The organism is Exiguobacterium sp. s48, from assembly GCF_018617395.1.
In the GTDB taxonomy this organism is placed as follows: domain Bacteria; phylum Bacillota; class Bacilli; order Exiguobacteriales; family Exiguobacteriaceae; genus Exiguobacterium.
This window is the reverse complement of record NZ_JACSKC010000001.1, coordinates 1,271,630-1,297,050: the sequence shown is the minus strand read 5'-3', so window position 1 is coordinate 1,297,050 and position 25,421 is coordinate 1,271,630. Positions and strand designations below refer to the sequence as shown.

Genomic DNA, 25,421 nt, shown 5'->3' with positions numbered 1-25,421 from the left:
CTCCAATTCCATTATTTTACTTAAATACTGTTTCCTAAAGTAAGGACCTCTAAACATCTTTGTCAAAATAAAGGAGGAATGTAGAATGAGAGTCGCTAAACAGTTGATTGTATCTGGACGTGTCCAAGGTGTCGGGTTTCGATACTTTTCACAAGAGACCGCTCACCAATACGGAGTCAAAGGATGGGTGCGCAATCTTAGTGACGGGACGGTCGAACTTCATGTTGAAGGCACACATGAAGACATCGAGTCATTTCAAAAAGCTTTACAAGACGGCAATCGTTTCGTCGGCGTCGAGCGAATTGACGAAGCGAAGGCAGATGATCAAGGATTCCGTAAGTTTGATATCCGTTATTAACCGCTTACATCTCCCTACGTGTGAAAGGGAGATTTTTTTGTGAAATCCACACTTCTAAAAAATAAACCTCGAATTTTGGAGATAGGGTGGTCAAATGATAGGAAGTGTGTATAATGGAATAGACCAAGCGATATATTGTCAGAAAATTTAGTTATTATTTTTTTGTTAAGTCGTTCGGAATATCAAGTGTATGGAGGTAGTTGTATGAAAAAATCGACATTGTTCCCGTTAGCGTTTACGATTTTTGCTTTATTCTTTGGGGCCGGGAACTTGCTGTTCCCACCAGAGCTCGGCGCCTTGGCGGGGGAAAACCTCGTACCGGCGATGATCGGGTTCGTCATTACGGGTGTCGGTTTACCGCTTCTTGCTTTGTTCGCAGTCGCTCGGGTCGGTGGCGGAACAGATCAAATTGCTCGTTATATTCCAAAGCGTCTCGCTCTCATCTTGACTGGATTGATGTATGTGGCCATCGGACCATTCTTCGGAATCCCGCGTACGGCCGCTGTCACGTATGAAATGGGACTCGTCCCGTTTCTTGATGCTCCATCAACTTTGACACTTGCGATGTGCTCGACCGTCTTTTTCGGGTTGACGTTCTTCTTGACACTTCGCGCTCAAAAGTTAATCGAGGTCATTGGACGCATTATCACACCAATCCTCTTGTTCTTGCTTGCCGCGATTGGAATCACAAACCTCGTTTCACCTCTCGGGGAGCCAGGAGCTCCAGCAGAAGGATTTGAGACATGGGTCGGTGCACTCGGTCAAGGTTTCCAACAAGGTTATTTGACGATGGATGTATTCGGGGCCCTCGTATTTGGGGCAATCGTCCTCGTCACGTTGAAAGCCAATGGATTGAGTGACCAAAAAGAAGCGTCTTCACTCCTTCGCTCTGCAGGGATGCTCGCCGTTACTTGTTTGATGCTCGTCTATATCTCGCTCGGTTCAATCGGTGCGAACATGACAGTCGCAGAAGGAACGACGAGTGGTGCAAGCCTTCTTCAAGCGTTCGCTGGTACGTCTTACGGACAAGTCGGAATGCTCGCGCTCGGGTTAGCGGTCTTCCTCGCTTGTTTGACAACAGCAGTCGGACTCATTTCAGAGTTCTCACGCTTCATCAGCAACCAGTTCGCTTCACTTAAGTATCATCATGTTGTCATCGCGACAACGTTGTTCGGCTTTTTGATTTCACTCGTCGGCTTGAGCTCGTTGATTCAAATCGCCGTGCCGCTTCTCACACTCCTCTATCCAGTCATGATTGCCCTCGTGCTCGTATCGGTGACGGAACGTCTGCAGCGCAATCCTGGAGTGGCGATGAAGGCAACAATTTATATGGCGCTCGTTCTCTCGTTCTTTGAAACGTGGAACGGCATCCAGCCATCTTCGGCAACTTCTTGGATTGGAAGCTTGCCAATGTCGGATATCGGACTTGCTTGGGCCGTTCCAACGATGATCGTGTATGCGATCACGCTCCTCCTTCCGAAGAGCGCGAACGAAGAGTCTTTAGCTCAATCCCGCATCTCATAAGTCAAGCCCATCCTTTGGTCGAGGATGGGCTTTTTTCTGTCTTATTGTTTGCCCATATGTGAGCTCAAACAGTAAAATGAAGAGGTGAAAAGGGAGTGACGTGTATTGACGACAAAACAAAAAAATCAATTGGCGATTCTTATGTTAAATATGTTTATCGCCGTGGCCGGGTTTGGGATTATCATTCCAATTATTCCGGATTACTTAAAGATGATTGGCGAAGGAGGGACGGCGGCGGGACTCATGATTTCCGTATTTGCGGGAGCTCAGCTCGTCATGTCACCAATTGCCGGGAAATGGGCGGATGTGTATGGTCGCCGTCTCATGATTATTCTCGGACTGATCGGATTCACCATCTCGATGGGTGTCTTCTATCTTTCGGATAACTTATCGATTTTACTCGTGTCACGTGCCATCGGTGGTGTCGGGGCTGCGCTCTTGATTCCTGCCATCTTTGCGTACGTAGCAGATATCACGACACTCGAGCAGCGAGCACGTGGGAACAGTTATATTTCCGCGGCAATGTCGCTTGGAATCGTAGTCGGACCAGGAATCGGTGGGTTCTTTGCAGAATTCGGCTTGAAAACTCCGCTACTCGTTTCGGCCATCGTCTCATTCGTCGCCGTAATTTCTTCGGTTCTTCTACTTAAAGAGCCTGACCGAGCTCCTTACGTGGCACCAAAAATCAAAGAATCGTTACCGACACAACTGGTCATGTCGACACGAAAACCATATTTCTTCGTATTAATCATCAACTTGGTTATGGCGTTTGGTCTGATGGCGTATGAATCGGTACTTGGGCTCTATGTCAGTGAGATGTTCAGTGCGACACCACAAGAGATTGCCATTATGGTAACCGGAACGGGGATTGTGAGTGTCATCGTTCAATTGTTTGCGGTGGACCGTCTCGTCGAATGGTTGGGAGAGGTCAAGGTCGTTCTTGCCTTCATCGCACTCGCTTCTTTTGGTTTCTTGTTGTCCTTATTTGCGGGGACTTATATGCTCTTCTTCGCAGTGACACTCGTGATTTTCTTATCGACATCTATTTTACGACCGGTGTTGAATACGCTCGTGTCGAAACTGGCTGGTAATGAGCAAGGTCTTGCGATGGGGATGAATAATGCGTATATGAGTATTGGGAATATTTTAGGACCGACACTTGCGGGGATTGCCTTTGATATCGATATGCGTTATCCGTTCGTCATGGGACTCGTCCTGTTACTCGTCACGTACGCAGGAACTTGGAATTGGTCGAAACGGAAAGCATCTGCCATTTCAGAGACATAAAGGAGGACGTTATGATTTACGTAGGTGTGACGGGGTGGGGGGACCACGATTTATTATATACGACCCCAGAAGAACGAAAACATAAATTAGCGACGTATGCGGGACATTTCCCGACCGTCGAAGTCGATTCGACCTTTTATGCGATTCAGCCTGTCAGGAATTTTGAAAAGTGGGATGCTGAAACACCGGATCACTTTCAATTCATTGTGAAAGTTTCCAGGGAAATGAGTGGGCACGACCGTGAACCAAAAACACCTTTGATTGAGTTGTTTGAGCGTTATCGTGTTTCTGTCGACCCGTTGAAGCAGGCAGGGAAGTTACGTGCCGTGCTCGTCCAACTCCCTCCTTGGTTCGATGTGTCAAAACCACATCTTGACTATTTGCGAACACTTCGTTCGGAGCTCGCCGATTATGAAATCGCCATCGAGTTCCGGAATCCGACCTGGTTCTCGGAAGCATTTCGGGATCGGACGCTTCAATTTTTAGTGGAACAGCGGTTCATCAATACGATTTGTGATGAACCACAGACGAAAGAGAGTAGCATCCCGTTCGTACCAGTCGTCACACATCCAGACGTGGCGGTCGTTCGCTTACATGGGCGGAATACATCAGGCTGGCTCAAGAAACCGGGAATGACGAGTCAGGAATGGCGACATGTTCGTTGCCTGTACCGATATAGCGAGGAAGAATTACAGGAGCTCGCGACCTCGCTTCGCGAGATTGACCACGAAGCGAAAGAAGTATATGTATACTTCAACAATAACTCGGCGGGAGACGCGGCACCGAATGCCAAGCGCTTGATTGAAATTCTTGGACTCGAATATGAACTCGCACCAAGACAAATCAGTTTGTTTTAGAAAGAAGGAATGGCCGTGACGAAACTTACTATTTTTCACTATAATGATCTTCACTCAAAGTTCGACCAATGGCCGAAACTTGTTTCATTTTTAGAGAAACATCGAACTGACCAAACACTCTATTTCGATTTGGGGGACCATGCCGATCGTACCCATCCCGCTACTGAAGTGACGCGTGGGAAGTTGAATGTTCGTCTACTCGAACGACTTCGTCCGACAGCCGTCACGATTGGTAACAATGAAGGCATCACGTTTCCACATGATTGGCTCGCGGAGCTATATGAAGATGCGACGTTCCCGATTTTACTTGGGAACGTATATGAATCGGACGGGTCGCGACCAGACTGGGTCGACGAGACGCTTGTTCTTGAACAAGATGGATTGAAAATCGGTTTGTTTGGGGTGACTGCTCCGTATGAAGAGTTGTATCCCGAACTCGGTTGGCAAATCGAATCACCTGTTGCGGCTACAGAGCGGGCATTGCATCAACTTGCTGGATGTGATGTGATTATCGCACTTAGTCATCTCGGTTATTATGCGGATGAACGTTTGGCGAATCGATTCCCTGAAATCGATGTCATTCTTGGTGCGCACACACATCACGTCTTGGATGAAGGCGTGACAATGAACGGCGTGTTGATTGCACAGGCCGGGAAATATGGAAAGTATGTCGGTGAGGTCACACTTACACTGGATGAAACAGGTGTGACGACAAAAGAAGCACGTCTCCACGAGTTATCCCATCAGGATGACAGTGTAGATACATTGGCTTTATTAGATTCAGAAGGAGCAGAAGCCGAGCGGCTCCTCGATATCACGATTGCGGAGACAGACGGATACGCTTCCGATTGGTTCGGTCCTTCTCCACTTGCTGATCTACTGGTGGAAGGCATGACGGATTGGTGTGAGGCTGATGTCGGAATCATTCCATCCGGTGTCGTGCTTGAAGGGCTCGCTCCCGGCAAGGTGACACTAAACATGTTGCATCGAATCTGTCCGCATCCCATCAACCCATGTCTCTTAACACTTGACGGGAAGACGTTAGCACGTTTTCTAAACGATGCGAGTGAAGACACGTTTACGAACATGCATGTGAGAGGGCTTGGATTCAGAGGGACAGTGCTCGGCGAACCGAGTCTTTATCAAATTGAACAACGCGACGGTCACTACTACGTAATGGGGGAACCGTTGAACCCGAATCGCACGTACCGTGTCGCGACGGTCGATATGTTGACGTTCGGTCCGCTCCTCCCGTATTTGGCAGATCAACCGAAGCGATATTTCATGCCTGAACTGCTGCGGGATGTGCTACGAGAAACCATCGTTTCTCGCCATGAAGTGATTCGAAAAGGATAGAGCGGTTCGCATTTGACATGCTATGATAACAGAGTGGAGGTGGAAGCGATGATTCGAGTGAATCGCCACGGATATACCGTTTTAGAAGAGAAGCGTGACGGATTTGATGAAGAAGCGTTTATCGCAAGGTATAGTGACGTGCTTGATAAATACGACTATATTGTCGGCGACTGGGGACACGGACAGCTGCGTTTGAAGGGGTTCTATGAACCGCAATCAAAGTTAGCGACGTATGAGAACCGGATTGATCACGTGATGGACTATGTATACGAGTATTGCAACTTTGGATGTCCTTATTTCGTTTTGAAGAAAGAAACGGAAATCAACGAAGAAGAGAGTGGTCCCGTCTTTGGGGGGACGAAACAAAAACTGAAGTTGAAACGAAAGTTCAACAAGACCGATGAATCAAATGTGTGAAGTGCTGAGCCGTCAGCACTTTTTTTATTACATTTGATTTCCAAATATTTCGTTTAGGTAAAAAGTCGTGACTTCCGGTTTTGAGGTTGGAAAAATGTGATAAATTGTCATTAAGGATAGTTATGTCGTTTTTGGTTTTAATCAGTGAGGTGATTTGGATGCAACATGTACAAACGACCGTCGGGGATCGGGATGACGTCCATAATCGAATTCATAATTTCGGACTCGGGATATTGGCCATGTTCTTTTTTGGCTTCCATATTATGATGACCTTTTATTTTACGGCGGCAGTCATTCTATTTGAACTCGTTCATGTGTTGATCATCCGCCGCTTTGAATATAGCCATTCGTTCTTGCGTAGCCGCGTATTCAAAGTCACATCTCACCTTGTGTTATCACTCGGGGTGTTGTTATTGATCTTATCTATGTCTCAGTTCTTTTTAGGAAACGTGATGATTCGCTAAGCGGGAAGGAAAAATCCTTTCCCTTTTTTTATGAATTTTTGAAACGTATTTTAGTCTTTTCACGTACACTATAGAAAGACTATGAAAAAGGATGGGTTACTATGAGATCTGAATGGAAACAACATGCACGGCACGCTTTGAAAGGGAAATGGTGGTTGATGGCCGGATTAGCTCTTTTATTCATCATCATCAATGGGATTCCGCAATGGTTCGCACCTGAGATGGACGTCAACTCACCAGAACCGTTCACGTCGACGGACCTTACGTTAAGTTTCGTAGCGAATGTCTTGCAAATCTTGATTGCTCCCCTTGCCATCGGTTGGTCATGGCTCGCGCTCGGCGTATCACGTGAAAAGGATGCATCCCTCTCGACGATGTTTAAACCGTTTCAAACACGTTACGTGAAACATGTCATCACGTCATTCGTGATGGGTGTGTTTCTCGTGTTATGGACATTGTTACTCATCGTACCTGGAATCATCAAAGGATTCTCGTACTCGCTGACGCCGTATATCTTACGCGATCAGCCTGAGCTTTCCGCACTCGAGTCGATCACAGAATCACGTCGTCTCATGGACGGACACAAGATGGAAGCGTTCATGCTCTTCTTGTCGTTCTTCGGTTGGTTCCTCGTCGGGATTTTGACACTCGGAATCGGTTTCTTCTTCATCGGACCTTACTTCTCGACGACGTATGCGACGTTCTACGATTCGATTCGCGACAACCAAGTTGGTTCGGACGAGCCGGTGCACGGAACGGAACAAGGCTTCTAATTAACAAAACGCCTCGCTCATTTTATTGAGCGAGGCGTTTTTGATTAGGCGTTGACTTCGGTTTTTTGTAAGTATGGCTTCAATGACAAGTGGTGTTCGGCCACTACTTTACGAATCGTACGAGTCTTCGAACGCATGACGAGTGATGTCGTTTCGACGATGTCATCTGTCAAGAACTTGACGCCATCGAGCAACTCGCCCGTTGTGACACCTGTTGCGGCGAAGATGCAGTCGTCACTCTTGACGAGGTCGTCGAGTGTGAGAAGTTGGAGGGGATCTTCTAATCCCATTGAAATGACGCGAGCCGATTCTTCTTCGTTCATCGGGTGTAGTCGAGCCTGCATATCTCCACCGAGCGCTTTGACAGCGGCGGCAGTGATGACACCTTCAGGGGCACCGCCTGTACTGATGAAAATATCGATTGGGTTCGTTTTGACGGCAGCTGCGATTCCAGCGGATACGTCTCCATCTTCGAATAGTTTGACGCGTGCGCCGACGTTCATGACGGCTTGGCGAAGATGTTCGTGACGGTCACGATCCTGCATGATCACCGTCACTTCTTCAATCCGTTTATTGTTATATTTCGCCGCTTTTTCGATGATCGACTCGAGTGGTTCATCGAGCGAGACTTTTCCTTTAAGGTTTGGACCGACGACGAGTTTATCCATGTACATATCTGGTGCGTGGAGGAGGGCACCTTGATCCGCTACGGCGATAACGACCATCGCATCTCCGAGGCCTTTTGCGACAATGGATGTTCCTTCGAGTGGGTCAACGGCGATGTCGACTTTTGGGCCGAATGTCGTGCCGAGTCGTTCACCGATGTAGAGCATCGGTGCCTCATCGAGTTCACCTTCTCCGATGACGACCGTTGCGTCCATGTTGACCGTTCCGAGGACTTCGCGCATCGCTGACGTCGCTGCGTCATCGGCCTCGTTCTTTTGCCCACGTCCAATCCATTTCGATGATGCAAGTGCTGCTGCTTCTGTTGCCCGTACGATTTCTAATGCTAATTCACGTTCCATTGTGTTGTACCCTCCGCTTTATCTCTGTTAAATGTGTTATACTTTTTACGGCTTAAATCCGTTGATTAGTGTATCACAATTTTATAAATGATGTAAATAGGACAGATTCTTTTCTCCAGAACGAAAAAGGATTAGTATTAACAACAGGGGGGATCATCATGTATTTTGTGAATAGAGAGAAGATTAATCAGACACTGGAACAAATGGAGAAGATGTTAGCACATACCGACCAACTGAGCGGCGATGCGTTCACGGTAGAACTCGCGAAACAACGAATGGCTGTCCTCCTGATGGAAGGGGTCATCGATGTAGGGAACTCGATGATTGACGGATTCATCATGCGAGACCCGGGTAGCTATGAAGATATTGTCGACATTTTACTCGATGAACGTGTGCTCGATGAAAAGACGGGTAATGCAACCAAAGCACTCGTTGGATTGCGTGCGTACTATGTCCGTGAGTTCGTCGATGCCGACGCGTCACGCTTTGATGAATGGGTGAAGACGTCAAAACAAGATTTTACAGCGTTCTCCACGCAAGTTCGTCACTATTTAGAGGTCGAACTTGGACCAGTGTCCGCATTCTTACCAGAAAGCGAGTGATTGGATGGAACCGATTAAAGGATATTTATTTGATTTAGATGGTACGATGTATGCCGGAACGGAGCCCGTTCAAGCGGCCGTTGATTTCGTCAACGAGTTAGAAGCGACGGGCGTGCCATACTTATTCGTCACGAATAACGCCTCAATGACGCAACAACAGATTGCGGATAAATTGATTTCAATGGGGGCAAATGTGAAGGCGGAAAACGTCTTGACGAGTGCGATGGCGACGGCTTTTTATATTGAGAAGATGTCTCCGGGGGCGAGCGTTTATGTGATTGGAGAAGATGGACTGCGACTCGCTCTTGAATCTCGTGGATTTCACGTCACGGATGAACCGAAAGCGGATTATGTGGTCATCGGTCTCGACCGTCACATCACGTATGAGAAGTTGGCGCGAGGGGCGATCGCCATTCGGTCAGGAGCCCGATTCATTTCGACGAATGGGGATATCGCCATCCCGACAGAACGTGGATTTTTACCAGGGAACGGTGCACTCACATCCGTATTGACGGTGACGACCGAGAAAGAACCGTTCTTCATCGGGAAGCCGGAACCGGTCATGATCGATATCGCGCTCGACATGATTGGGTTGACGAAAGAGGATGTCGTGATGGTCGGGGACAACTATCATACGGATATTCTATTTGGAATCAATGGTGGGATTCGTACCCTTCACGTCAACTCGGGTGTGCACGGTCCAGCATTTGTTCAGGAACAAGAAAAACTCCCAACCTACATGGTTGAGAGTCTAGATGAATGGAAGCACGAAAAAAAGGGATGACACATGTCTCCCTTTTTGCTTAGAATACTTGTTCTACTTCGACAATGCCTGGTACTTCTTCGATGAGCGCACGCTCAATACCGGCTTTAAGCGTGATTGTTGAAGACGGGCAGCTGCCGCAAGCACCCATCAAACGGAGCTTGACGATGCCTTCTTCCACATCAACGAGTTCGACGTCTCCGCCGTCACGAAGCAAGAACGGACGCAATTTATCGAGCACTTCTTGGACTTGATCAAACATTTCCATGGTATCTACCCCTTTCTCGTTCTACTTTATTCTAGCAAGTTTGAGAGTGTTTCTCAATCATTTACGCTGAGCGTTTCGTCATCGAGAGAAGGGGAGATTTTTGTATAATGGTTTCGAGGGGGAATGAAGATGAAAATTACAGTATATGGGGCAGAGGTTCAATGTGCCAGTTGCGTCGGCGCGCCGAGTTCGACCGAGACGTATGAGTGGCTTCAAAGTGCGCTCGGCCGCAAGTATCCGGAACAGTCCTTTTCGTTCGAGTATATCGATTTCGAACAGAGTGAAGATGAGTTTGCCCAGGCGCTTAAAGACGATGAGTGGTTTTATCCGCTCGTCTTGCTCGACGGGGAAGTGATTGACGAAGGGGTCGTTCAATTACGAAAAGTGTACGCGGCGATTGAAGCAAAACAAAATTAATTCAACCGTAGTATTTCAATCATGAAAGTGAATAGTTAATGACGAACCATGCGGTTGCAAGGTTCGTTTTTTGTTTACCTATTCTTTCGAAAACGATTTTACAACTTTTGACTAACGAGCTAAACTGAACATAACCTGTATAATTTTTATAATATTTTGAAAATTGATTCGAATCCATTACTGAAGGAGGACTGTTCAATGTTTGCCCGAAAACGAAATATGCCAATCCATTTAGACACCTCGTCCCAAATGGAGCACTTGTTGATCGATTTACCGGATGAGTTGGAACGACAACGTCAGTTGATTCGTCTCGAACGTGAAGATCTCGCCTATCTGCGTGCTTATCAACAGGAACTGCGTCAACTGACACCCCGGTTAGTTGATGTGTTTTATGAAGAGCTTGAAAAGATTGACGAGATGAAAGACTTGATTCGGCAACATTCGTCTTCGGACAAATTAAAATTGACCCTTTCCAATCATATTATGGAAATGTTTGAAGGGAAGTTGAATGAAGCATATATCGACCGACGACTTGCCATCGCCAAACGTCATTATCTGATCGGTCTGAAAGGGAAGTGGTATATGGCTGCCTTTCAAAAAATATTTGAGACGCTCGTCTTATCGATTCAACATGAGCAGCTCGATGCGGACTCGAAAATGAAACTTATGATGGCCGTCTCAAAAATCTTTAACTTCGAGCAACAAATCGTCCTCGAGATGTTTGATGATGAAGCGGACGTCGTCCGTGACCAGATGCAGCACGTGAAAGATGAAATCAGTCAGACGATCCAACAGGCGAGTGAAGATTTGGCAGCCCTCTCCCAAGAGGTCATGGCCAGTTTTCAGTCGATGAATGAACGGGCAGATGATATGAAGCATTCAAGTTCACTGACGCAGACAAAACTTAGGACGGTACTTCACTCTTCGGTGAGCGGGAAAGATACGATTTTATCAGAGACGGGACGACTTGACGAGATTGCACGGGACCTGTCCGATTCTGCTCAAGAGATCAAGGCACTTGAAAGATTGATGAATGAGATCATGACGATTGCAGATTCAGTCAAACAAATCGCCAATCAGACGAACCTACTCAGTTTGAATGCTGCGATTGAAGCGGCACGGGCAGGAGAGCAAGGAAAAGGATTCCAAGTCGTCGCATCAGAAGTACGAACGCTTGCGAGTCAGTCAAAACAAGCAGCGGAAGAAGTCGAAGATTTGGTGAAGCGGCTAACGAATCAGATGGAAGAGACATCAAGCCGAGTCCTCTCAACCGAGCAAGAGATGAAGCAGACGATGGGACGAATCAATCAAGTGACAGATGCCTTCCTCCAAATCTCTGGCGATTCGGAACACGCCGACGGACAGATGGGCAGTCTCGCTGGAGACATTGATGAAATCGTAGAGTCGATTGCCGAGCTCAAGCGGGCGACGACACAAATTGCAACGTCATCGACACAGTTAATGGATACCGCACAACGTTTATAAAAAGAGTGGCAGTCCGGCGACTGCCACTCTTTCCTGTTTATTTAATGACTTTATGTTTCCAAAGGATGCCGGACTTCAATAGTCGGGCGACTTTACCGGTGAGTGATTGTTTCCCCATGAACACCCCAAAGCCAGCCTTCTTCCCGAGGGAACCGAGCGTCCCTTTCAGTTTGATGTCTGGTAACTCCGGATAAGACAGTCCCTTCCACTTACAAAGAAGAACTTGGACGATTTGTTCGGCCTGAGCTTCTGCGAGTTGTCCGGATGGTGCATATGGCAAGCTTGCATTGTCACCAACGACAAATACGTCCGGGAGTCCCGGGACGAAATGATGTTCTGTCAACTTCACACGTCCGCCCCCATCAAGTTCCCAACCTTGATTACGTACAACGGCCACCGGTTGAATCCCGGCCGTCCAAACGGTCAAGTCAGACGGGAACAAGTCTTCATGGTTCCATAAACCATCGGCATCGACACGCGTAATGTTGGCGTTGTTGATGACTTCGACGCCGTGTTCCTCGAACCACGACTGAACGTACATCGAGACACGATTGGATAAGAACGAGAGCACCGAAGGTCCACGGTCGAACAAACGGACCGTCAAATCAGGACGGCTCTCACGCAATTCACTTGCGAGTTCGACACCGGATAGTCCGGCACCGACGACAGAAACGACCGAGCCTGGTCGTAGACCGTTGATGGCTTGTTGTGTCTTACGTGACTCTTCAAGTGTTTGAATACTGTACGTGAACTCCGCAGCCCCTTGAACGTTGTGGTATTTGTCTTCACAGCCTAGTCCGATGACGAGGTCATCATAAGGCACTTTTTCTCCACTCGCGAGCAGAACCATCTTGTCTTCGGTGTCGATGTCCGTTACTTGTCCGTATATGTAATCAATTTCTTCCGGAAAGTCGATGCGAATATCGCGGTCCGAGACCGTTCCTGCGGCCAGTGCGTAATACTCTGTTTTTAATCCATGATAAGGCAAGCGATCGACGAGCGTGACCGAGATGTCTTGTAACTGATGTCCAAGTACTCTCTCGATGACACGCATTCCCCCGTAACCGCCTCCTAAGACGACTAATTTGCGCATAATAATCCCCCTTTGTTACTCTTCAACTGTATCATGTTATAATCTGCCGTAGAAGAACCATTTTCCGATAATTCACATATAGAAAGACGGTGACATATATGATGAATCCAATCATCGAATTTTGTGCCTCGAATTTGGCGATGGGCTCACAGATTGCCCGGGCTAAATTAGAATCCGATCCAGACCTTGATGTGGTCGAATATGGCTGTACAGGCTACTGTGGTGTCTGTTCCCTTGATCTCTTTTGCCTTGTCGACGGGGAAGTCGTGACGGGTGAAACACCTGAAGAACTTGTGACGAAAGTGTATGAAAAAATTGAAGAGATGGCATGGTAAAAAGTTTGAGGGATGACCTCAAACTTTTTTATTTCACCCGTTGCATTTTAAAAAAAGGGATGTTATATTCTAAGAGGTTCGAATGTAGGTTGTCTGACGTTTAACAACGGAGAAAAAGAAAGCGTTTCAAACGGTAGGGCACATCTCTTTTCGGGTATGACACATATAATCGCTTTGTTTAATATGAAAGGAGCACAATATCAATGAAAATCATGAGTGTGGTTGGTATTTTGGCACTAATTGCAATCGCTTACATCTTCTCTACCAACCGTAAAGCCATTAAATGGCGCACGGTCTTGGCAGCATTTGCTGTTCAATTCGCATTTGCATTCCTCGTCTTGTATACGGCATGGGGACGTAAGGCACTTGAATGGATCTCGAGCGGGGTTCAAGCTATCTTGAACACAGCCGGTGACGGGATTGCCTTCGTATTCGGAACAGCAGTCGGTGGCGACAACTTCGTCTTCGCATTCCAAGTTCTTCCGATCATCATCTTCATGTCATCATTAATCGCATTGCTTTACTACCTTGGGGTTATGCAGTGGGTCATCCGTATCCTCGGTACTGCCCTCGCGAAAGCACTTGGTACGTCACGTAAAGAGTCACTTTCAGCAACAGCGAACATCTTCGTCGGTCAAACGGAAGCACCGCTTGTCATCAAGCCGTACCTTCCTACAATGACACAGTCTGAGCTCTTCGCAGTTATGGTCGGGGGTCTCGCATCAGTTGCCGGTTCTGTACTTGCTGGATACGCAGCACTCGGTGTACCACTCGAATACTTGCTCGCAGCGAGCTTCATGGCAGCACCAGCTGGTCTCTTGTTCGCGAAAATCATCGTGCCAGAAACAGAAGAGTATGATGATGACATCGAAATTGTAGAAGATGAAGAAGACAGAGCGGCGAACTTCGTCGATGCAGCGGCACGTGGTGCTTCTGACGGTCTCTTCCTTGCTTTGAACGTCGGTGCAATGCTTCTCGCGTTCGTTTCATTGATTGCGCTCGTCAACTTGATCCTCGGTTCGGTCGGCGGACTCTTCGGATTTGATAGCTTGTCACTCGAATTGATTCTCGGTTACGTCTTCGCACCACTTGCATTCGTGATTGGTGTACCATGGGCGGATGCTGTACAATTCGGTAGCTTCCTCGGTCAAAAACTAGTCTTGAACGAATTCGTTGCCTTCTCTGAGTTTGCGCCAATCATCGGTTCTGGTGATTTGTCAGCTCGTACAGAAGCGATGATCGCATTCGCACTTTGTGGTTTCGCAAACATCTCGTCACTCGCGATCCTTCTCGGTGGTCTTGGTGGTATGGCGCCAAACCGTCGTGGTGACATCGCACGCATGGGTGTCCTCGCGATTCTTGCAGGTACGCTTGCAAACTTGATGTCAGCTACATTGGCTGGACTTCTTCTTTAATCGGTATAAGAAAACGCGATCACTTCGGTGGTCGCGTTTTTGTGTTCAATGATCAGCGACGAAGGAATAAGTAGTGGTGTTTAATACATAACCGATTCGCTTAGAAAAATTTACAAAATTAATCCTCGGTGCGCTATTATTAAAGGTGAGGAGGGATTGTAATGTATGCTCTAGTAGCCTATTTTGACGAGAAAACGGATGCAGAAGTGCAGAAACTTTGGAATTCGTTAAAAGAAGAAGGAATCTCCAGCTACGCGTTTGAAATTAAAAATCTACGTCCTCATATCACGTTGGCGAGCTATAAAACGTTAGCAGTAGATACGTATATCGAGTGGTTGTTGCGGCATTATTCCAAAACGCAAGTGGTTCCAATCAATTTTGAATCGTTAGGGACTTTCATTGACTCGAAAGCAATATTTTTAGCTCCGACGTTGAATGATGGACTATCCAGACTTCATCAAAGTCACCATGCTCAACACGGAAACTTTGACGATTATTCGGATTCATTATACATACCTAACAAATGGATCCCCCACTGTACGTTGGCCAATCACTTATCCGACACGCAGATAGTAGCTGCATTTCAGTATTTGACAAAGCGTATTCAAAAAATCGAAGGGATGATTGAGTCCTTAGCATTGATTCAAGTCCCTGAGCGTAATCATGTGAAGACCCTCTATACAATAAAACTTCGTCATTGAAGCATGGGTATATACATAGAAAAAGCACCTAGAATTAAATTCTAGGTGCTTATTTATTGTTTACGCTTGAAGTTGTACGCGCTGACGTTCGATCCACGGCTTCAATTTCAAGAAGAGTGGGACGAAGAGCGCACTGATCAAGATCGCTTTAATCAAGTTGAACGGTAAGATCCCGTAAAGGACAAGGTCCGTTTTCACGGCCGGGTCGGCCATGTCTGCCATTCCGAAGAAGAAGGCGTAAGCTGGCAAGATGACGAGATAGTTTAAGATAGCGAGGCTGAGTGCCATTGTGATTGTCCCAGCAAGTAATCCAGAAGCGAGTGCTTTGTTCGACTTGCGCTTATGGTAGAACCAAGCGACCGGGTACATGAATGCGACACCTGCGAAGAAGTTTGCGACTTCTCCGACTGGGACACCGCCACCGTTAAAGACGTAGTACAAGACGTTTTTCAATCCGACGACCACGACTCCTGCGAGTGGGGAGAAGACGATTCCGGCAATGAGTGCGGGAATGTCACTAAAGTCCACTTTGAGGAATGGCGGTAAAAATGGGAGCGGGAAGTTGAATAGCATGAGTACGAACGAAATCGTCCCGAGCATCGCCAAAGTCACCATTGTTGTCAGTCGTTTGTTGCGCGTAGTTTTCATCAGAATCTCTCCTTTAGGTCGCTCCTCGATGAATGGCACCCGTCGCATATAAAAACCCGATTGCAATGAAGACAATCGGGAGAGTTTACGCGCATACGAAATAGATGTTTTCCGAAGTGGGAAAGTCCACGTCAAAGAAAACATCCGGATATCGGTCGGATGCCGCCATCTTCTCCCATCCAGACTATACTGTCGGCTTTCGAATCTCACGAAATCAGCAAGCAACGCCTTGCTCGCTCACGGGCTGAGAAGAATAAATTCTTCAATACCGCCGGTCGGGAATTTCACCCTGCCCCGAAGATGGAACGATTTAATTTTTTTTGTTACAGTTTAGTTATACAAGATAATCTACAAGATGACAAGTCAATTGACTTGAATTGAAGATAAAATAAGGAGGAGTTCAGATGATTCATTTAACAGAGTCAGCCGCACTTCAAGTGCAAGAGATGATGAAGCAGACCGAACGTCCGGATGCGCAATACTTGCGGGTTAAAGTTCAAGGTGGCGGATGTACAGGACTTTCATACGGAATGGGCTTTGATGAGGAAAAGACGGACAAAGACGTTCAATTCGACCATCATGGCGTCCGTGTCATCGTTGCAGAAGCAGACCATGGGGTCGTCGATGGGCTAGAGATTGACTACAAGCAGTCTATGCTCGGTGGAGGCTTCACGATTAAAAATCCGAATGCCATCGCCACATGTGGTTGTGGCTCGAGTTTCCGCACGGCAACGAACGCAGGTACACCAGGTAAATGCTAACCCTTTCGGACTATGGGAAACCATAGTCTTTTTTGTGCGATTCGACCAGTTACGGAACGTCGGGGAAAGGGAATGTAGGAAAGAGAATCGCATTGAAGGGGGTTAGGGTGATGAGGAAAGTATTGATTTTTGGAGGATCGCGTTATTTTGGGAAACGACTTGCCTTGCGACTCGCTGAGGCGGGGGATGATGTGACGATTGTGACGAGGGGGCAACTACAAGTACCGGAAGCCGAAGGGATTCGATCGGTCAAAGGAGACCGGCAATCGGTCGCGACGATGAAAGACTTGGCACGGGAACGGTACGATCTCGTCTATGACAATATTTGTTTTACGCCGTATCAGGCAAAAATCGCCTCGGATGCGTTCATGGACAAAGTCGGGAAATATGTGCTGACGTCGACGATGTCGGTTTATGCACCGGGACCTGATTTGAAAGAGAGCGACTTTAATCCGCTCCATTACGAATACCATCTCGAAGCCGAGCATGACTACGGGCAAGGGAAACGGGAGGCGGAGTCATTCTTCTTCCATCGCGCCTCGTTCCCAGTCGCGACCGTTCGCTTACCGATTGTACTCGGACCAGATGACTATACAGATCGACTCAAATTTTATGTGGATGCCATTCGGAATGAGGAACCGGTTGTCTTGCATCATCCGGAAGCGAAAATGGGCTTCATTTCGAGTACGGAAGCGGCTGCCTTCCTAGAATGGGTCGGACGTGCGAATGTGACAGGACCGTTCAATGCGGCGAGTGATGGTCTCATCTCCATGGGGGCTTTGATGGAACGGATCGGTCAACACGTCGGAAAACCTGTCCAGATCATAAAAGATGGGGAGTCGTCCCCATATGATTCGGATGTCGACTATTATATGTCAATCGCTGAGGCGAAGAAGGCGAGCTTTGTATTCACGCAACTCGATGACTGGATCGATCGGGTCATCGTTCAAACGATGAAAAGATAAAAAAACGCTTCTGTGGATGTGGTCCACAGAAGCGTCTTCAATTATTTCCCGGCAAATACAGATGTCGAGTGTTGTGGGTGACGAGCGGTCGGGTCCACAAGTTGCTTCACTTGGTTGATGGCGATTGGGGCTTCACCGAACCCAGTCGCAATCAATTTTACTTTCCCTTCGTATGTGGCGATATCACCGCAAGCGAAGATACCAGCGACTGTCGTTTCCATACGGGAGTCAACGCGGATCGTGTTTTTCTCGAATTCCATTCCCCAGTTCTTGATAGGACCGAGCGATGACACGAATCCGTAGTTACAAATCAAATCATCGATTTCAACGATTTTTGACTCGCCATCTTTATCCGTCAATTCGACAGATTCGATGTGTGTCTCGCCTGAAAGTGACTCGATGTTATAAGGCGTGAGGACGTTGATCGTCGATGCCTTCATCTGTTCGACCGTATGTTCGTGAGCGCGGAAACGGTCACGACGGTGAACGATGTGTACTTCTTTCGCGATGCCTTCTAGCATGAGTGCCCAGTCGACGGCTGAATCGCCACCACCGGCGATCATGACACGGCGATCACGGAATTTCTCCATATTGTCGACGAAGTAATGAAGGTTGGCGTAATCTTCGCAACCATCGAGCCCGAGAGGACGAGCCGAGAAGGCACCGTTTCCGGCAGTGATGATGACTGCTTTTGTGTGGTACTCTTCCTTGTTTGTCGTCAATACGAAAGTGCCGTCCTCGAGACGTTCCACCGTTTCAACCGTTTCACCGAGACGGTAATCTTGTTCGAATTGATCTGCTTGTGCTTTTAACTGATCGATCAAGTCTTGTGCCTTCACTTTCGGGAAACCGGCAATATCATAAATATATTTTTCAGGATAGAGCGTCGACAATTGGCCACCGAGTTGCGGTAAGCTTTCAATCAACGTCGTATCGAGTTGGCGCATGCCTGCATAAAATGCGGTGAACAGTCCGACAGGGCCGCCACCGATGATGATTACATCTTTCGTCGTCTTCATCGAATTCCTCCTCAAAGCGTATACATCTATTATAGTAAGTTTATTGAATTAAATCCATTCAGTACAAACATGCAACACTTTCAAAAAAAATTCAAGAAGATAAGCTTTTCCATTGAGAATTCAATATAAAGAGCGTACAATGGAACAGAAGCAATTGTGAACAGACGTTGAACAAGAAAAGGCTTTATTGTGAACATCTATGTGAAGAAACACACAACATGGTTGTTCAAAAAAACAAAACTTTAAACAAGGTGGAAATGAACATGAAACGACCTAACATTGTTATTCTTGGCGCGGGCTTTGGTGGACTCATCACAGCTGTCAACCTTCAAAAGACACTCGCTGCAGGTGATGCGAACATCACGCTCATCAACAAACACGATTATCATTACCAAACAACTTGGCTTCACGAACCAGCTGCTGGAACGATGAACCCAGACCAAGCACGCATTTACATTAACGACATTGTGAACCCATCACGTGTGAAACTTGTCAAAGGGATCGTCGATCGCGTCGATACTGCTGCAAATCAAGTGATGCTTGAAGATGGATCTGTCGTTGAATACGACTATGTCGTCATCGGTCTCGGCGGCGTACCTGAGACGTTCGGTATCCCGGGCTTGAAAGAAAACGCCATGACAATCAGTTCGTTGAACAGCGTTCGTAAAATTAAAGAACACATCGAATATTCATTCGCTCAATATAAAACAAACGGTTCTTCAGACAACTCGTACGTGACGATCGTTGTCGGTGGTGCTGGATTCACAGGAATCGAATTCCTCGGTGAAATCGTCAACCGGATCCCTGAACTTTGCAAACAATATGACGTTCCACGCGAAGCGGTTCGCATCGTCAACATTGAAGCAGCGCCAACAGTTCTTCCAGGATTCGATCCAGAACTCACAACATACGCACAGAAATGGTTGGAGCGTAACGGTGTCGAGATGAAACTTGGTAACGGCATCAAAGGTGTTGAGCCAGGTGTTGTCACATTTGGTCCACTTCAAGGTGACACGACTGAAACGATCCACGCCAACACAATCATTTGGACAGGTGGCGTGAGTGGTAGCCCAATCGTTGAAAAATCAGGATTCGAAGCCGTTCGTAACCGTGTGATGGTCGAAGTGGACAACCGTGCGCCAGGTCACGATAACGTCTTCATCATCGGTGATTGCTCAGCGGTCATGGACCCAGCATCAAACCGTCCGTACCCACCGACGGCACAAATCGCAACACAACAAGCGCACAACGTAGCGAAAAACATTGCGGCACTCATCAACGGTAAATCGACTTCGAAGTTCACTTACGAAAGCAAGGGAACAGTCGCTTCACTCGGACACAACGATGGAATCGGAATCGTGATGGGCAAAAAAATCTTCGGTCGCAACGCGTCATTCATGAAGAAAGTGATCGATAACAAACACTTCATCGAATTGAAAAAATATGGCCTTGTCCTTAAAAAAGGGAAGTTCTAATTTTCATTCTTGTACGGCTCGTTCTGATTCAGAACGGGCTGTTTTTCTTTAGAAATTGTCGTGCGAAGTTCTTTGACCTGATTGGTTGAAATTTTGTATAATGGAGAGCGGACAAGGGGGGCAACACATGCATATTATCCAAGCAGTCATTGGGGCCGTTTTATATATGACGATTTTCTTCAGTATCGGCTTCATTTTGAATATGTTACTTAAAAAGACATGGACACTCGTGTTCATTTATCCAATTTTTGTCATCATGATGATTGATAATGTCAAACTTTCGAGTTACGTGACCGAGACATCGACCGCACTTTCGAGTGTCTATAAAGGACTCGTCGGATTGCAGGTTCTCGATCTATTCATGCTCGGCTTTGGATTGCTCGGTGCAATTCTAGCTGGTGTGACGATTCGTTTCTTACGAAAGAGCGGTTATTCAATGTTTTAATTGGCGACAGAAATGTTCGCCTTTTTTGTTTTGTCCCTACTTTTTTAGGGCATGAACCGATATACTAGATAGCGAAACGATTTTTAGTAAGGGATGCGATGCGAATGACATTACCGATGTATACGATCAAAAAAGTGTTGAATAATAGCGTTGTCATTTGTCAACATGATACGGATCCGGAAGTCATTCTACTCGGGAAGGGGATTGGCTTTGGCAAAAAACCAGGCGACCTCGTCGACCCGGCCAGCGTCCCGGAGAAAGTGTATCAACTGACAGATAAAGAAGAGCAATCTCAATATCAGGAACTCGTCAAACATGTCGACGAGGACTTCATTGCGTTCATGCAAGAGATTGTCGGCTTCATTGAGACGAGTACGGGCAAGAAAGTGGATGAGCACATCCATATCGGCTTGACCGACCACTTGTTCTTCACGATGAAACGAATCGAGCAAGGGATGGAAGTGACGAATCCGTTTTTACTCGAGACGGAATCACTCTATCCAAACGAGTTTGCGCTCGCGGAACGAATCGTCGATATGTTCCATGAACGATTGAATGTTTTGCTCCCGGATGCGGAGACTGGATTCATTGCCCTTCATATCCATTCGGCGACGACGTTTAAAAATGTTCTCGAGGTCAATCGCCATAACCAAATCATCGGGCAGATTGTCCAAACGATTGAAAGTCGTTTGAACGTAAAAATGGACCGAACTTCACTCGATTATAAGCGCTTACTTCGGCACTTAAGGTACGCCGTTGAGCGGGTTGCGACGGGTGAGACGGTCGAGGCACCACAAAAAATTGAAAAGGTGTTGCGCGACGAATATCCGCTATGCTATAGTACTGCTTGGGAGCTGATGGGTATCATGGAACGCGAATTAAAGCGTCCGGTCCCACGAGGTGAAGCGACATACTTGACGATGCATCTCCAGCGCCTAACAAGTAGATAAATGATACCACGTGTCTTACGTGTTACTGATTCGATCAGGCATGAGTAAGGAGTGGAACGTTATGTGATTTCTCTTTGGGAGAGGTCTACGTTCTATCCTTATTCATGCCTTTTCTGTTTTTATAAACGTGATTTATGAAAACGTTTAGATACGTCGGTTGTCTGACATCTACATCGCTATCATATTGTTTATACGTACTTAAAAAAAGGAGGAAATGTTGATGTTTAAGCAGATTTTTGGTGTTCTTCAAAAAGTCGGTAAAGCACTTATGCTTCCAGTTGCAATCTTGCCGGCAGCCGGTCTTCTTCTTGCATTCGGTAACGCAATGCAAAACCCACAACTTACATCACGCGCTGGTTGGTTAACAAACGAAGGCGTTGTGAAATTCGCTCAATTGATGGAGCAAGCAGGTGGAATCATCTTCTCGAACTTGGCGCTCTTGTTCGCAGTCGGTGTCGCCATCGGTTTAGCTGGTGACGGGGTTGCCGGACTTGCCGCAATCGTTGGATTCTTGATCATGAACAAAGTTATGGGTGTTTGGCTCGAACTCACACCTGATGTGTTGGCTCAAGGTGACCCAGCATACGCGAACGTACTCGGTATCCCAACACTCCAAACAGGGGTATTCGGAGGGATCATCATGGGTCTCATCGCCGCATGGGCCTATAACAAGTACTTCAATATTGAATTGCCACAGTTCCTTGGCTTCTTCGCTGGTAAACGTTTCGTTCCAATCGTAACAGCAGTAGCAGCTGTCGTTGCTGGTTTGGTTATGCTCTTGATCTGGCCACCAGTTCAACACGGATTGAACTCATTCTCTAACTTCATGTTGAATGAAAACCGTACGTTGGCAGCATTTGTCTTCGGATTAATCGAACGTTCATTGATTCCGTTCGGTCTTCACCACATCTTCTATTCACCATTCTGGTTTGAATTCGGTTCATACACAGATGCAGCGGGTAACGTCGTTCGTGGTGACCAAGCGATCTTCTTCGCACAAATTCGTGATGGCGCTGAATTGACAGCAGGTACGTTCATGACTGGTAAATTCCCATTCATGATGTTCGGTCTTCCTGCAGCAGCACTCGCAATGTACCATGAAGCACGTCCTGAGCGTAAAGCGGTTGTCGGTGGTCTCTTGGCTTCTGCTGCCCTTACATCGTTCTTGACTGGTATCACAGAACCAATCGAGTTCTCATTCTTGTTCGTCGCACCACTTCTCTTCGCAGTACACGCAGTATTCGCGGGTCTTTCGTTCATGACGATGCACCTCTTGAACGTTAAGATCGGGATGACGTTCTCTGGTGGTTTGATCGACTTCTTGCTCTTCGGTGTTCTTCCAGGTCGTACGGCTTGGTGGCTCGTCATTCCAGTCGGTCTCGTGTTCGCAGTTGTTTACTACTTCGGATTCCGTTTCGTTATCCGCAAATTCAACCTCAAAACACCAGGTCGTGAAGATGAGGTTGTTGAACAATCAACAGCTACTGGTTCAGAACTTGCACAAGATATCCTCGTCGGTCTTGGTGGCTCACAAAACATCAAGCACCTCGATGCATGTATCACACGTCTTCGTGTCGAAGTAAAAGATAAGAACCAAGTCAACAAAGATGAGTTGAAACGTCTTGGCGCATCTGGTGTCCTTGAAGTTGGTAACAACATTCAAGCCATCTTCGGACCACGTTCGGACGCATTGAAATCAGAAATTCAAGCGGTCATCGCTTCAGGTAACGAGAAGAAAGCAAACTAATTGATGACCTAGACCAATCCTTCGGGGTTGGTCTTTTCTTTTTATATGAAACGGTTTCATCCAAACGTTAGAGGGAAAAAGTAAGTATTCTGACAAAGGAGGGAACCATGATGTGGAAGAAAGTGTTTGGTGTTTTACAACGGGTCGGGAAAGCACTCATGCTTCCGGTTGCGATCTTACCGGCAGCCGGTCTTCTCTTGGCGTTTGGTACCGCATTTCAAAACCCGGACCTCGTTGATTTACTCCCGTTTCTGGCAAATGACTCACTTGTCCTGATTTGGCAAGTCATGACGGATGCCGGGGACATCGTCTTCGCAAACTTAGGTTTGCTGTTCGCTGTCGGGGTCGCAATCGGCCTAGCGAACGGGGATGGGGTTGCAGGTCTTGCAGCCATTGTCGGTTATTTGATCATGAACAAAGTCATCAGCACGTGGAATGGGATTACCGCGGAAATCGCTCAAGGTGACCCGCAGTATGCAACCGTTCTTGGTATTCCGACACTCCAAATGGGGGTATTCGGGGGTATTATCGCAGGTCTTGTTGCAGCGTATGCGTACAACAAGTATTTCAACATCAAGTTGCCAGATTTCTTAGGGTTCTTTGCAGGAAAACGGTTCGTCCCGATTGCGACGGCCGCGTTCAGTTTGATTCTCGGGATTGCACTCGCGTATATATGGCCACCGATTGGGAATGCCATCAATACATTCTCAAGTACGGTCATTGAGGCAAACGTTGCGTTATCAGCATTTATCTTTGGATTGGTAGAGCGTTCCTTGATTCCGTTCGGTCTTCACCATATTTGGTATTCTCCGTTTTGGTTCCAATTTGGGGAGTATACGAACAAAGCGGGAGATCTCGTGCAAGGGGACCAGCGGATCTTCTTCGCACAACTTCGTGACGGTGTCGAATTCACAGCCGGGACATATATGACCGGGAAATTCCCATTCATGATGTTCGGACTACCGGCTGCCTGTCTCGCCATGTTCCACACGGTTCCGAAAGAACGTCGGAAAGACGTCGAAGGTCTCTACTTCTCGGCAGCTCTTACGTCGTTCTTGACAGGGATTACCGAACCGGTTGAATTTTCATTCGTCTTCGTCGCACCACTTCTCTTCGGGATTCACGCCGTCTTTGCCGGCCTCTCCTTCATGACGATGCATTTACTCAACGTCAAGATTGGGATGACGTTCTCTGGTGGTCTCATTGACTATCTGTTATTCGGTGTCTTACCGAACCGAACGGCATGGTGGCTCGTCATCCCGGTCGGTCTCGTCTTTGCGGTCATCTATTACTTCGGGTTCCGTTTTGCCATTACGAAGTTTGACCTGAAAATTCCGGGTCGAGATGTTCAAACAGGGGCGAAAGCGGATCGAGCCGGTATCGGAGACGACTTACCTTATGAGGTACTTGTCGGACTCGGTGGACCTGAAAACATCAAACACTTGGATGCATGTATTACGCGTCTTCGTGTCACAGTCAATGATGTGAAACAAGTCGACAAAGATCTTCTGAAAGATCTAGGTGCCGCCGGAGTCTTGGAAGTGGGCGATAACATTCAAGCCATCTTCGGACCAAAATCCGATACGCTCAAATCGCAAATCGCGACTATCATTGAAGGTGGCGAATATAAACCAAAAGAAAAAGTAGAGAAGGCCGTCATCACACCGGAGGCGGCTGAACAAGCCGACCATCGCTTCTTGGCCCCGATGTCAGGCGTGTTGCTCTCACTCGATGAAGTACCGGACCAAGTCTTCTCCGGTCGCATGATGGGTGAAGGATTTGCCATTGAACCGAGCTCCGGTCAGGTCGTTTCGCCGGTGACGGGTCAAATCACGACATTCTTCCCGACGAAACATGCAATCGGTATCTTAGCTGACGATGGACGAGAACTATTGATTCACGTCGGTCTCGATACGGTCAATTTAAAAGGGGAAGGATTTACGGCAAAAGTCGAAGAAGGCGCCCGGGTCGAAGCGGGAGACGTCCTTCTCGAAGTTGACCTCAGTGCGATTCGAGATAAAGTGCCGTCACTGATCACACCGATCATTTGGACGAACGGAGACGGAAAAGTCGTCGTCGTACCGTTCGGTGAGACGGTTGTGGCAGGGGAAGCGCTCGATTTTAGAGCCGATGACAGAGGACCAGAATAAACACCGTATTACGCCGCTCCTGACAAAGGAGCGGTTTTTTTGTGTAGTTACTTCAATGTGCCCTATTCCGGAAAGTGAGAATCCCGATTATAGTGAAGAAGAATTCTCACGAAAGAAGGGG

Annotated in this window: 27 protein-coding genes and 1 riboswitch; of the genes, 22 read left to right on the top strand and 5 right to left on the bottom strand. The window is 47.2% G+C overall.

Annotated features, from left to right (window positions below; genetic code table 11):
* Positions 1-85: 85 nt before the first annotated feature.
* The 8 genes from KNO66_RS06655 (at position 86) to KNO66_RS06620 (ending at position 7,036) form a co-directional block, all read left to right on the top strand.
* Complete coding sequence (locus KNO66_RS06655; RefSeq protein ID WP_214741545.1) at positions 86-358, top strand: acylphosphatase; 273 nt, start codon at positions 86-88, stop codon at positions 356-358.
* A gap of 204 nt (positions 359-562) precedes the next feature.
* On the top strand, positions 563-1,882 hold the full coding sequence (gene brnQ, locus KNO66_RS06650) for a branched-chain amino acid transport system II carrier protein (RefSeq protein WP_214741544.1): 1,320 nt from the start codon (positions 563-565) through the stop codon (positions 1,880-1,882).
* Positions 1,883-1,987: 105 nt separating this feature from the next.
* Positions 1,988-3,169, top strand: coding sequence for an MFS transporter (locus KNO66_RS06645; protein ID WP_214741542.1), 1,182 nt, complete (start codon positions 1,988-1,990; stop codon positions 3,167-3,169).
* Positions 3,170-3,180: 11 nt separating this feature from the next.
* Positions 3,181-4,026: a DUF72 domain-containing protein gene (locus KNO66_RS06640; RefSeq protein ID WP_214741540.1), complete on the top strand. Its 846-nt coding sequence runs from the start codon at positions 3,181-3,183 to the stop codon at positions 4,024-4,026.
* 9 nt (positions 4,027-4,035) lie between these two features.
* Positions 4,036-5,382: a bifunctional metallophosphatase/5'-nucleotidase gene (locus KNO66_RS06635; RefSeq protein ID WP_214741538.1), complete on the top strand. Its 1,347-nt coding sequence runs from the start codon at positions 4,036-4,038 to the stop codon at positions 5,380-5,382.
* A 48-nt stretch (positions 5,383-5,430) separates the two neighbouring features.
* Positions 5,431-5,799 carry a YutD family protein gene (locus KNO66_RS06630; RefSeq protein WP_047795125.1) on the top strand — a complete coding sequence of 123 codons (369 nt, stop codon included), beginning with the start codon at positions 5,431-5,433 and terminating at the stop codon, positions 5,797-5,799.
* 158 nt (positions 5,800-5,957) lie between these two features.
* Positions 5,958-6,263, top strand: a complete 306-nt coding sequence (locus KNO66_RS06625) for a hypothetical protein (protein WP_012726838.1) — start codon at positions 5,958-5,960, stop codon at positions 6,261-6,263.
* 101 nt (positions 6,264-6,364) lie between these two features.
* Positions 6,365-7,036 (top strand): DUF975 family protein, encoded by a 672-nt coding sequence (locus KNO66_RS06620; RefSeq protein ID WP_214741536.1) that lies wholly within the window; start codon positions 6,365-6,367, stop codon positions 7,034-7,036.
* Between the two features lie 44 nt (positions 7,037-7,080).
* On the opposite strand, the gene glpX is transcribed toward KNO66_RS06620, so the two are convergent.
* A complete protein-coding gene (glpX, locus tag KNO66_RS06615) occupies positions 7,081-8,061 on the bottom strand; it encodes a class II fructose-bisphosphatase (RefSeq protein WP_214741534.1) in 981 nt (326 codons plus the stop codon).
* A 158-nt stretch (positions 8,062-8,219) separates the two neighbouring features.
* Here glpX and KNO66_RS06610 point away from each other — a divergent pair, with 158 nt between their 5' ends.
* Positions 8,220-8,663, top strand: a complete 444-nt coding sequence (locus tag KNO66_RS06610; RefSeq protein WP_214741532.1) for a DUF86 domain-containing protein — start codon at positions 8,220-8,222, stop codon at positions 8,661-8,663.
* A 4-nt stretch (positions 8,664-8,667) separates the two neighbouring features.
* Positions 8,668-9,447 (top strand): TIGR01457 family HAD-type hydrolase, encoded by a 780-nt coding sequence (locus KNO66_RS06605; RefSeq protein WP_214741530.1) that lies wholly within the window; start codon positions 8,668-8,670, stop codon positions 9,445-9,447.
* A gap of 19 nt (positions 9,448-9,466) precedes the next feature.
* Here KNO66_RS06605 and KNO66_RS06600 read toward each other — a convergent pair whose 3' ends face one another.
* Positions 9,467-9,694 (bottom strand): NifU family protein, encoded by a 228-nt coding sequence (locus KNO66_RS06600; protein ID WP_012726833.1) that lies wholly within the window; start codon positions 9,692-9,694, stop codon positions 9,467-9,469.
* A gap of 129 nt (positions 9,695-9,823) precedes the next feature.
* Here KNO66_RS06600 and KNO66_RS06595 point away from each other — a divergent pair, with 129 nt between their 5' ends.
* Both KNO66_RS06595 and KNO66_RS06590 read left to right on the top strand, forming a co-directional pair.
* On the top strand, positions 9,824-10,111 hold the full coding sequence (locus KNO66_RS06595; RefSeq protein ID WP_214741528.1) for a YuzD family protein: 288 nt from the start codon (positions 9,824-9,826) through the stop codon (positions 10,109-10,111).
* Positions 10,112-10,309: 198 nt separating this feature from the next.
* Complete coding sequence (locus KNO66_RS06590) at positions 10,310-11,596, top strand: globin-coupled sensor protein (RefSeq protein ID WP_214741526.1); 1,287 nt, start codon at positions 10,310-10,312, stop codon at positions 11,594-11,596.
* Positions 11,597-11,633: 37 nt separating this feature from the next.
* Here KNO66_RS06590 and KNO66_RS06585 read toward each other — a convergent pair whose 3' ends face one another.
* Positions 11,634-12,689 (bottom strand): NAD(P)/FAD-dependent oxidoreductase, encoded by a 1,056-nt coding sequence (locus KNO66_RS06585; RefSeq protein ID WP_214741524.1) that lies wholly within the window; start codon positions 12,687-12,689, stop codon positions 11,634-11,636.
* Between the two features lie 98 nt (positions 12,690-12,787).
* Between KNO66_RS06585 and KNO66_RS06580 the strand changes: the two genes are divergently transcribed.
* The 3 genes from KNO66_RS06580 to KNO66_RS06570 all read left to right on the top strand — a co-directional run bounded on the left by KNO66_RS06580 (position 12,788) and on the right by KNO66_RS06570 (position 15,140).
* Positions 12,788-13,024, top strand: coding sequence for a YuzB family protein (locus KNO66_RS06580; protein WP_012726828.1), 237 nt, complete (start codon positions 12,788-12,790; stop codon positions 13,022-13,024).
* Between the two features lie 203 nt (positions 13,025-13,227).
* Positions 13,228-14,439, top strand: coding sequence for a NupC/NupG family nucleoside CNT transporter (locus KNO66_RS06575; protein ID WP_214741523.1), 1,212 nt, complete (start codon positions 13,228-13,230; stop codon positions 14,437-14,439).
* Positions 14,440-14,600: 161 nt separating this feature from the next.
* A complete protein-coding gene (locus tag KNO66_RS06570) occupies positions 14,601-15,140 on the top strand; it encodes a 2'-5' RNA ligase family protein (RefSeq protein ID WP_214741521.1) in 540 nt (179 codons plus the stop codon).
* 60 nt (positions 15,141-15,200) lie between these two features.
* On the opposite strand, the gene KNO66_RS06565 is transcribed toward KNO66_RS06570, so the two are convergent.
* The gene (locus tag KNO66_RS06565; RefSeq protein WP_012726825.1) at positions 15,201-15,788 is read right to left on the bottom strand and encodes an ECF transporter S component; all 588 of its coding nucleotides are present in this window, start codon (positions 15,786-15,788) and stop codon (positions 15,201-15,203) included.
* 163 nt (positions 15,789-15,951) lie between these two features.
* Positions 15,952-16,094, bottom strand: a riboswitch (FMN riboswitch).
* 98 nt (positions 16,095-16,192) lie between these two features.
* Here KNO66_RS06565 and KNO66_RS06560 point away from each other — a divergent pair.
* On the top strand, positions 16,193-16,549 hold the full coding sequence (locus tag KNO66_RS06560) for a HesB/IscA family protein (RefSeq protein WP_214741519.1): 357 nt from the start codon (positions 16,193-16,195) through the stop codon (positions 16,547-16,549).
* Positions 16,550-16,659: 110 nt separating this feature from the next.
* On the top strand, positions 16,660-17,514 hold the full coding sequence (locus KNO66_RS06555) for a Rossmann-fold NAD(P)-binding domain-containing protein (protein ID WP_214741516.1): 855 nt from the start codon (positions 16,660-16,662) through the stop codon (positions 17,512-17,514).
* 41 nt (positions 17,515-17,555) lie between these two features.
* Here KNO66_RS06555 and KNO66_RS06550 read toward each other — a convergent pair whose 3' ends face one another.
* Entirely contained in the window at positions 17,556-18,533 is a 978-nt protein-coding gene (locus KNO66_RS06550; protein WP_074033516.1) for an NAD(P)/FAD-dependent oxidoreductase, read from the bottom strand.
* Positions 18,534-18,796: 263 nt separating this feature from the next.
* Between KNO66_RS06550 and KNO66_RS06545 the strand changes: the two genes are divergently transcribed.
* From KNO66_RS06545 to ptsG (KNO66_RS06525), 5 genes are all read left to right on the top strand, one after another.
* Positions 18,797-20,008: an NAD(P)/FAD-dependent oxidoreductase gene (locus KNO66_RS06545; protein WP_214741514.1), complete on the top strand. Its 1,212-nt coding sequence runs from the start codon at positions 18,797-18,799 to the stop codon at positions 20,006-20,008.
* A 127-nt stretch (positions 20,009-20,135) separates the two neighbouring features.
* Complete coding sequence (locus KNO66_RS06540; RefSeq protein ID WP_214741512.1) at positions 20,136-20,453, top strand: YuiB family protein; 318 nt, start codon at positions 20,136-20,138, stop codon at positions 20,451-20,453.
* Positions 20,454-20,569: 116 nt separating this feature from the next.
* The gene (gene glcT / locus KNO66_RS06535; RefSeq protein WP_251128066.1) at positions 20,570-21,403 is read left to right on the top strand and encodes a glucose PTS transporter transcription antiterminator GlcT; all 834 of its coding nucleotides are present in this window, start codon (positions 20,570-20,572) and stop codon (positions 21,401-21,403) included.
* 220 nt (positions 21,404-21,623) lie between these two features.
* Positions 21,624-23,150: a glucose-specific PTS transporter subunit IIBC gene (ptsG, locus tag KNO66_RS06530; protein WP_214741510.1), complete on the top strand. Its 1,527-nt coding sequence runs from the start codon at positions 21,624-21,626 to the stop codon at positions 23,148-23,150.
* Between the two features lie 110 nt (positions 23,151-23,260).
* Positions 23,261-25,300: a glucose-specific PTS transporter subunit IIBC gene (gene ptsG / locus KNO66_RS06525; protein ID WP_214741508.1), complete on the top strand. Its 2,040-nt coding sequence runs from the start codon at positions 23,261-23,263 to the stop codon at positions 25,298-25,300.
* Positions 25,301-25,421 lie beyond the last annotated feature (121 nt).